At 69.4% G+C, this 8,182-nt stretch carries 8 protein-coding genes; 1 reads left to right on the top strand and 7 read right to left on the bottom strand.

The features are described from left to right. Both E2651_RS38355 and E2651_RS38350 read right to left on the bottom strand, forming a co-directional pair. A partial coding sequence (locus E2651_RS38355) for a glycosyltransferase (RefSeq protein ID WP_135335899.1) occupies positions 1 to 1,500 on the bottom strand: 1,500 nt, incomplete at its 3' end. 501 nt (positions 1,501 to 2,001) lie between these two features. Beyond that, positions 2,002 to 2,841: a MurR/RpiR family transcriptional regulator gene (locus E2651_RS38350; protein ID WP_135335898.1), complete on the bottom strand. Its 840-nt coding sequence runs from the start codon at positions 2,839 to 2,841 to the stop codon at positions 2,002 to 2,004. Positions 2,842 to 3,209: 368 nt separating this feature from the next. On the opposite strand from E2651_RS38350, the gene dhaL reads away from it, so the two are divergent. Then, positions 3,210 to 3,836: a dihydroxyacetone kinase subunit DhaL gene (gene dhaL, locus E2651_RS38345; RefSeq protein ID WP_135335897.1), complete on the top strand. Its 627-nt coding sequence runs from the start codon at positions 3,210 to 3,212 to the stop codon at positions 3,834 to 3,836. Between the two features lie 72 nt (positions 3,837 to 3,908). Here dhaL and E2651_RS38340 read toward each other — a convergent pair whose 3' ends face one another. The 5 genes from E2651_RS38340 to E2651_RS38320 form a co-directional block, all read right to left on the bottom strand. After that, on the bottom strand, positions 3,909 to 4,691 hold the full coding sequence (locus E2651_RS38340; RefSeq protein ID WP_135335896.1) for an IclR family transcriptional regulator: 783 nt from the start codon (positions 4,689 to 4,691) through the stop codon (positions 3,909 to 3,911). Between the two features lie 188 nt (positions 4,692 to 4,879). After that, positions 4,880 to 6,448, bottom strand: a complete 1,569-nt coding sequence (locus E2651_RS38335; RefSeq protein ID WP_135335895.1) for an NADH-quinone oxidoreductase subunit NuoF family protein — start codon at positions 6,446 to 6,448, stop codon at positions 4,880 to 4,882. 58 nt (positions 6,449 to 6,506) lie between these two features. Beyond that, the gene (locus E2651_RS38330; protein WP_135335894.1) at positions 6,507 to 7,112 is read right to left on the bottom strand and encodes an ATP/GTP-binding protein; all 606 of its coding nucleotides are present in this window, start codon (positions 7,110 to 7,112) and stop codon (positions 6,507 to 6,509) included. Continuing rightward, on the bottom strand, positions 7,093 to 7,422 hold the full coding sequence (locus E2651_RS38325; RefSeq protein ID WP_245239477.1) for a DUF742 domain-containing protein: 330 nt from the start codon (positions 7,420 to 7,422) through the stop codon (positions 7,093 to 7,095). The genes E2651_RS38330 and E2651_RS38325 overlap by 20 nt, the downstream gene beginning before the upstream one ends. A gap of 28 nt (positions 7,423 to 7,450) precedes the next feature. Next, the gene (locus tag E2651_RS38320; RefSeq protein ID WP_135335892.1) at positions 7,451 to 7,879 is read right to left on the bottom strand and encodes a roadblock/LC7 domain-containing protein; all 429 of its coding nucleotides are present in this window, start codon (positions 7,877 to 7,879) and stop codon (positions 7,451 to 7,453) included. Between the last annotated feature and the right edge of the window lie 303 nt (positions 7,880 to 8,182).

Below are 8,182 nucleotides of genomic sequence, written 5' to 3'. Positions count from 1 at the left end.
CCGCCAGCCCGCCCGCCACAGCGCCATCGTGAGGTCGGTGTCCTCGGCGAGGGTGTCCTCGCTGACACCGCCGACGCCCATGAGCGCGTCCCGGCGGAAGGCACCGATGGCCCCGGGAACCGTCGGCATGCACTCGAGGACCTCGAACATCCGGCGGTCGAGATTGAATCCGAACACGTACTCCAGGTGCTGCCATCTGCCGAGCAGGCCACGCCTGTTGCCGACTTTGGTGTTGCCGCTGACCGCTCCGACGGCCGGGTGGGCGAGCGGCTGGATGAGGCGGTGAATGGCGTCCGGCTCGAAGACGGTGTCGGCGTCGACCATGACCACGTAGTCGTATCTCGTATGGGCCAGACCGGTGTTGAGGGCGGCCGCCTTGCCGGCGTTGGCCTGGCGCACCACCGTCACCCGGGGATCGCGGATCCGCTCGGCGATCTCCGCCGTGCGGTCCGTGGACCCGTCGTCGATCACCACGATCTGCAGCTGGCGGTGGGTGGAGGCCAGCAGCGATCTGACGGTGGACTCGATGCCCGCTTCCTCGTTGTACGCGGGCACCAGCACCGTCACCGGCCCATTGACCTCCCGGAGTCTGGGAGTGCCAGGGACGAAGCGGTCCATGCGTCGAACGTGGACGCGAGCGAGGACGACGAGCAGTGCCAGCCGCAGCGCCGCCAGCGCGCCCGCGATCCAGAGCACCCAAGTCATGCCGCTCACAAATGTGTGCCCGATACTTTGGGCCCAGATCAGGCCCTTGCCCTTCTGGCGATCGATGAAGGACACGGGAGTATTGGCCGACGGCCGCGAGAGCCCGGCCGTCACGGTGGTGAACTGCTTGGCACGCGCACTGTCGAGCAGCTTCTTCGTGGCTTGGTACGCGCTCTGCGTGTGGCCGTACTGCAGGACCGCGCCCTGCTCCGGCTTCCGGGACGGCGGGTCGGCGGCGATCAGGAGGTACCCGTCCGCGGCGGCCCGTCGCGCGGCCGTCCACTCGCCGCCGCACAGCGTCTCGGGCCGTGTGGTGTGCGGCAGCCGCAGCAGCCGGGTGTCGACGCCGGCGGCGCCCGCCAACACCGTCTGCGTGAGCGACAGTTCCAGCCCGACCCGCCGGGCGGACACCGAGCCCAGGTCGGCACCGGTGTAGGTGTACGAGCCGATCTCGTGGCCCTCGGCACGGATCCGGCGCACCAGGTCCGGTCGCCGGGCCGCCTGGGCGCCGGACACGAAGAAGGTGGCGTGCGCGCGGTGCTCGCGCAGCAGGTCGAGCAGGCGTGGTGTCCACACGGGATCGGGGCCCGCGTCGTAGGTGAGGGCGACGGTGCCGGCGGGCATGCGCGCGGTCTCCACCGTCTGACCGGTGATGCGCAGTACCGGGCTGCCGTTGTCCGCGGCGTCGGGTATGGGGGTGGTGCAGTCGCGCCGCGTCTGTGCGGCGGCGATCTCGTGTGTGGTCCAGCCCTCGAAGAGCAGAGCGGCGGCGACCGCGCAGACGACGATGGCCATGAGCAGCCAGTGCCCACGAGGATCGCGACGTTGCGCGTGCCGAGGACTCACGTTGTGCTGCCTCCACCTGAGGCCGATGAGGCTGTCAGGGTCGTGTCGGGGCCGGGAAGAGTGGTGTCCGCGAAGCGGATGGCCGGCGGTTTCCGCTCGGATTGGTGCAGTACGCCGGAGAAGGAGGCGAGCAGCAGCAGGAGATACCCGGCACAAGCGCAACCGACGGTCACAGCGACGTACCACAACAGTCGTCTGCGCCGATTGGAAGCAGCAACGAATATTTGACGGTTGGGGCCCGTGAGCTTCTTGCCGCTACGCCGCTTCGACTTACCCATGATGCACGGGAGTGTAATACCGAACGGGATTCCGCATGAAGGAAAGGCGGTCGGGCAGGTCGCTGCCGACTCCACGCCTGTGCATCACTGCTGCTCAAGTGCACGACAACGTAAGGCGTGAGACGCGTCATACGTCCCGGTGCTGTCCAACAGGTGGACAAGGCGGCCGAGTTCAGGCGGTGTCGTCCATGAGGTCCATGCGCTGCCAGGCCTGCTCGACCTGGCCATAGGCCACGGTGGTCTGCGTGCCGGAGAGCTCGGCGAGGATGGCCTGCACCACGCTGACCGCAGCGGTGAAGGAGGGCAGGGACCGGACACCTTCGGTGGGCACGACGATCACATGGTCGGCGTCCTCGGCGAGAGGGGAGGAGCGCAGATCAGTGATGAGGCAGACGGTGACCCCGCGCTCGTGGGCCAGCCGCACCAGTTCCCGCAGCGCTCTCGTGACCCGCCAGATGCTGATGGCCAGCAGGCAGCTGCCCTCGCGCAGACGCATCACCTGGGCCGCCTGGGCAGTGGCGGCGCCTACCGCGAGCTGAATGTCGTAGCCGAAGATCACGCCGATGTGCCCGAGGACGTGAGCGGGCCCCGCAGCGGCGCCGGAGCCCACGACCAGCGTGGGCTCGGCCTTCCGGATCTCGGCGGCGACCGCCTTGATGACCCGTTGCGAGTCGGCGCTCGCCAAGGCCGCGAGGTTGATGGCGTCCAGGCGGAGCGTACGGCCGACGCTGTCCTCGGCCGCGCCCTCGAAGGGAGGGAACTCCTCGGCGGCGAGTGCGTCGAGATAGTGCGCGCGCAGCTCGGCGCGCAGGCCGGGCCAGCCATCGAAGCCCAGGTGCTGAGCGGTGCGCACCACGGTGGAGACATTGACGGCGGCGCGTTCGGCGACCTCGCGCGCGGAGGCGTACGAGGCGAACTGCGGTTCACGTGCCAGTACCCGGACCACGTTCTCCGTCTGCCGGCCCAGCGTGCCGGCGCCAACCCGCTTCTTGAGCCAGTCCTCGATAGACACCTTGCCTCCTTGGCCGAGCGCCCATTGTCCCACTCGGCGTGACGTGCGTTCCGTGGTCCACTCTCAAGAGTTAGCCATTGCTAACGCAGAGCGAAGTTGTGTGCATAAGGGTACGCAGCAATCCTTGCAACGATCACTGATTTGCATTTAATGTTGCACATGCTTCCGCTCTTCAGCCGGAGGCATCCACGGACGCCGTCGCGAACGTACGCGACGGGTCCACAGCTTCTCGCCCGGCTCGGGCGTCTCCCCCCCTGTGTACGGATCCAGGGACACGCACACGTCTGCTCCCGAGAACGCGCAAGGCGAATCCCGGACAGTCCGCCAGCTGTCTCACGCACCGTTGCAACATCAATGAAGGAGATCTGGTGGACATTGTTCTCGCCCAGAGGTGGGTGCATGCCATCGCCGCGGCAGTGGACGAACACGAGGGGATGCTCACGCAGCTCGATTCGGCCATCGGCAATGCCGATCACGGTGCGAACATGAAGCATGGGTTCGCCGCCGTCAGCACTGCTCTGGCCACCTCCGAACCCACTACGGTCGGGGATGTCTTCACCGAGGTCGGGACCACGCTGGTGTGCGCGGGGCGCGGCGGCTGCGTACGCCTGTACGGCAGCGCGTTCCAGGCGATGGGAGGCGTACTCGATGTCCCGCGCGCGGACCTGAGTCAGTTCGCCGGCGGTCTCGCCGCGGGGTGCGCGCGCATTCAGCAACTGAGTGCCGCGGCGCCCGGCGACAAGACCATGCTGGATGCCTACATCCCGGCACTCATGGTGTTCCAGCGAAACTCCGAGGAATCCGGCTACCTGCGGACCGTCGCCGAAGCGGCTGCCCGGGCGGCGGAGGACGGGATGCGGGCGACCACCCTGTTGCGGGCCCGCAGAGGCCGGGCGTGCTTCCTCGGGCCGCGCAGCGTCGGCCACCAGGACCCGGGCGCGACTTCTACCGCCCTCATCTTCCGTGCTCTGGCACACGTCGTGCCGTCACGCTGACGGACACGTCGTGCCGTCACGGTTACGGCCGTTTTCGGAGGGTGGCGTGACCGAGGCCCGTGTCGCGCCCCTTCAGCCGGCGTTCCTTGCAGACCGCAGCGGTGTGCGGCCGGCGCCGAGCTCCCGGGAGAGGATGCGGGCGGTCTCCCGGACCGCGACGGCGTGTTCGTGACGTCGTGGATCGGCCAGCACCCGCTCGACCGGACCGACGACCCCGATGGCGCCGATCGCCGCGCCCGACCTGTCGAGCACCGGTGCGGCGATGGATCCGTCACCCAGGGCCAGCTCCTGGTCCTCCACCGCGTACCCGGCTGTACGAACGTGATCCAGATCCTCGGCGAGCAGCGCCGCGTCGGTGATGCTCTTGCCGGTGAGCGCGAGCAACTCCCCGGCCAGCAGCCGCTGTTGCTCCGCCGGGGAAAGGAACGCCGCCATCGCCTTGCCCAGAGCGCAGGTGTTCCAGGGCAGCGAAGCGCCCACCTCGAGGATCTGCACCGCACCCTCCGGGCGAAACGCGTGGTGGACGACCAGTACCTGATCCTCGGTCAGGACGCCGACCCACACGGCCTCGCCCGTGCGAGCGGCCAGGCCGTCCGCCCACGCGACCGAGCGGGTCCTCAGTACATGCGTCTCGAGGAAGGCGTTGCCCAGGCGCAGCAGCGCCGGCCCCAGCATGTACTTGCCGCTCTCCTGGTCCTGCGTCACCAGATTGTCGCTCTCCAGGGTGCGCAGCAACGCGTGCACGGTCGGCTTGGCGACTCCGACCCGCTCGGCGATCTCCGTCACGCCGAGCCGGGGACCGGAGTCCGCGAGCTCTCGCAGCACCTGCATCGCTCGCTGCACCGACTGGATCATGAGAAGCCTCTTTCTGTGATTCCGAACCGGATTCCGGCATCACGGAACACGTTCAACGCCAATCTCGGCATGATACTGACAACGTTTCCGTCGGCGTAACCGTTCCGCCGCCGGTCCGGGGTTCCGTGCCAAGGTTCGCAGTATCAGAACGCTATTCGGTATTGATGAACCCTACACGCATGGAGGGCCTACGGCGCTTTGTGGCTGTTCCGGGCGACACGTTCGAGACGCAGTGCCAGTGCGGGGCAACGGCGGACGGCTCGCTGGGCTCCCTTGTACAGGTGTTTGGGGACCGTGGAGTCGGAGATGACCGGGAAGCCATCGGGACCGAGGCCGATCAGTTCGGGGGTGGTGCTGGCGCAGAGCCCGTGGCCCTGACACAGCGTCCAGTCCACGACGATCTTCTTGCCGGGCGCGGTGTCGTTCTCCTTGGCGGGCATCGCGCCGGGCGGGAGTGCGATCCTGCTGTCATCCGGTCCGGGCAGCGGCAGCACACCGACCGTTTCGCGTCCGCAGCCGCCGTGGGTCAGATGGACGGCCAGGTCGTCTCTGAAGGCGGACAGCGTCGAGGTGAGGAAGCGAGCGGAGCCGTCGGGGTGCTTGCAGGCGCCACGCCCACCGACCGTCTGGATCACCTCGCGCAGCGCTTCCACCGCGACCGGGCCGCCGCCGTTGATGACGTCGAGGAGCCCGCGATACGCGGCCGGCAGGCCCAGACGGCAGGGGCCGCACTGGCCGGCCGTCTCGTTGGCGAGCCAGCCGGCGACTCGTAGCGCCTCTCCGAGGGGGCAGGTCTCACGGCCGATCGGCAGCATCGCCCCCGCGCCCAGAGAGCCCCCCATGGCGGACAGGGAATCGCGCGAGACGAACGCCCTGTGCGCGGAGACCTGATCGATCCAGTTGCCGTGGTACCCGCCGGTCAGCACGCCCTGGGGGAGCGGCGTGGCGCCGGCCAGCTGGAGGACGTGAGAGAGCGGAATACCGGTGGGCACTTCGATCACCAGGGGGCGGGCGACCGCGCCGGAGACGGTGAGCAGCACGGTCCCGGGCTCGGAGTCGAGCCCGGTGGCGACGTAGCGGTGCGCGCCCGTCCTGGCGGCGACGGCGAGCTGCGCGTACGTCTCGGCGTTGGACAGCATCGTGGGTGCGTCGTCGACGCCGGCCTCGGCCGCCAGCCTGCGGCGGCCCTGCGGCAGGGCGGGACCGCCGTTGATGGCGCGGATGACCGCGGAGGCCTCGCCGGAGACCATGCGCTCGGGAGTGCGGATCACCCGCGCGCGCAGCCGCTGCCCGCGGCGGTCCGACACGCCGCGCTCGGCGAGCGCGGCGCGCATGGACGCCTCCGTCGAGTCGCGGGTGACCGCGATGACCACGACGCGCGCGCCGAGCGCCTCCGCGGTGAGCAGCGCGCCGTCCAGGACGAGATGGGGGGCGCGGTTGAGCAGCACGGTGTCCTTGCGGCAGGCGGGTTCGCCCTCGCTGCCGTTGACCACGACGATGGGCCGCACCTTGCGCCGGGTCGCGGCCATGGCCACCGCGCGCAGCTTCCGACCGAAGGGGAAGCCCGCGCCGCCGCGGCCGCGCAGGGAGATGTCGTCGGCGAGCCGGCAGAGCAGTTCGCCGGTCAACGCGCTGACTGGTCCGTGCACCCTGAGGTGCGTGTCCTGGTCGATCCGCTCGGCCAGGTCAAAACCCAGCGTCAGCCGGGGAAGGCCGACGACGCGGACCTCGGGGACATCGGGAAGGGGAGCGTTCACGGTCGGCCTCCTGGGGGTACGTACCGGCGTTCCCCAGCCGGGCCCGGGCGCTGTGGTCTCAGCGGTGCGCCAGCCTTGCGAGGTACTGACGGCTGGCATGCTCGACCAGCGTGATCAGAACTTCCTTGCCCGACGAACGACTCCGGGCGTCGCACAGGACGACGGGCATGTCCTTGCCGAGCTCCAGTGCGCGGGTGACGTCCTCCACCCGATAGATGTGGGCGCCCTCGAAGCAGTTCACCGCCACCGTGAACGGGACGCCTCGAGCCTCGAAGAAGTCGATGGCAGGGAAGGCGTCCGTCAGACGTCGGGTATCGGCGAGCACCACCGCACCCAAGGCTCCCTGGGCCAATTCGTCCCACAGGAACCAGAACCGGTCCTGGCCCGGTGTGCCGAACAGATAGAGCGCGATGCTCTTGCTGATCGTGATCCGGCCGAAGTCCATCGTGACCGTCGTCGTGGTCTTCCGCTCGACCCCGCCGAGATCATCCACCGCGAGGCCCGCCGTCGTGAGCCGTTCCTCGGTGGACAGCGCGCGAATCTCGCTGACCGCGCCCACGAACGTGGTCTTGCCCACGCCGAAGCCGCCGGCGACGAGGATCTTCAACGGGATGCAGGCGCCGGAGTCGTTTCCGGCGGCACTTTCAGAGTGCTCGGAGGCCATGGATCACTTCCATGAGAATCGATTGGTCGGGGGACTGCGTCGGCGCCATGGGATGCGTGACGCGGATGCAGCCCGTGCCCAGGAGGTCTCCCAGCAGGACACGGACGACGCCCAGGGGCAGGCGGGTGTCGGCTGCGATCTCGGCGACAGATCGCGGGCTCGCCCGGCAGAGCGCGAGAATCTTCGCCTCTTCGGGGGAGCGCAGCACCTCTTCCTCGGCCCGTACCGCGCTGAAAATGATCGAGATGAGGTCGAACGCTCCGCCGGACGGCCGGGTACGGCCCGCGGTGAGGGCGTAGGGCCGCACCACCGGGCTGGCGGGTCGACGCCGAGAGGGGTCATCTTGGCGCATCGCTTCGCCAGACTTCGGACGTACGCGCGGGCTGATGCATGTGCTCGCCCACCCGATTCACGAGCCGGGCCATCTCGTACGCGACGAGGCCGATGTCGGCTCCGTTCGCGCTGAACACCGCAAGACACGCGCCGTCCCCCGCGGCCACGACAAAGAGGAAGCCCTGCTCGAACTCCGCCATGGTCTGCACGACCGGGCCGGAACCGAAGTGGCGGCTCGCGCCCTTGGCGAGGCTGTGGAATCCGGAGGCGATGGCCGCCAGCCGCTCGGCGTCGTCCCGTGCCTGCTCGCCGGAAGCTCCGACGGACAGGCCGTCCCCGGAGAGCACCACCACGTGGCGGACCTGTGGAACACGCAGGACGAAATCATCCAGGAGCCAGTCAAGGGCCTCGGGCTGGCGTGGTGCCACATTCATCGCGGTTCCTCCTGTGCTGGTGGCTGCTTCAGCGCGGTCTCGGTTGGCACGGACGCTCGATCGACGCGCCGGCCCTGCGCCCATCCGCTCCGCAAGGCCGACATGGTTGCCTGGGCCTCTTGCGCGGTGCGCGCGGTGACCGCGCTCGGTCCGGGAGGATTCGGGACGGGCGACTCCCGCAACTCCGGCGCGAGGTTCGCCTGCGGAACCCGGCGCGGGAGCTCAGCGGCGTCGGTGCCGCTGTGGAAGCCCCTTGCCTGGGCTTGAGCCTGAGGCGGCGACGGTGCGGGGGGTGCCTGGGGG

This window comes from Streptomyces sp. MZ04 (assembly GCF_004684775.1).
Taxonomy (GTDB): Bacteria; Actinomycetota; Actinomycetes; order Streptomycetales; family Streptomycetaceae; genus Streptomyces.
The sequence above is the reverse complement of the archived record's forward strand: the minus strand, read 5'-3'. Positions and strand labels throughout refer to the sequence as shown.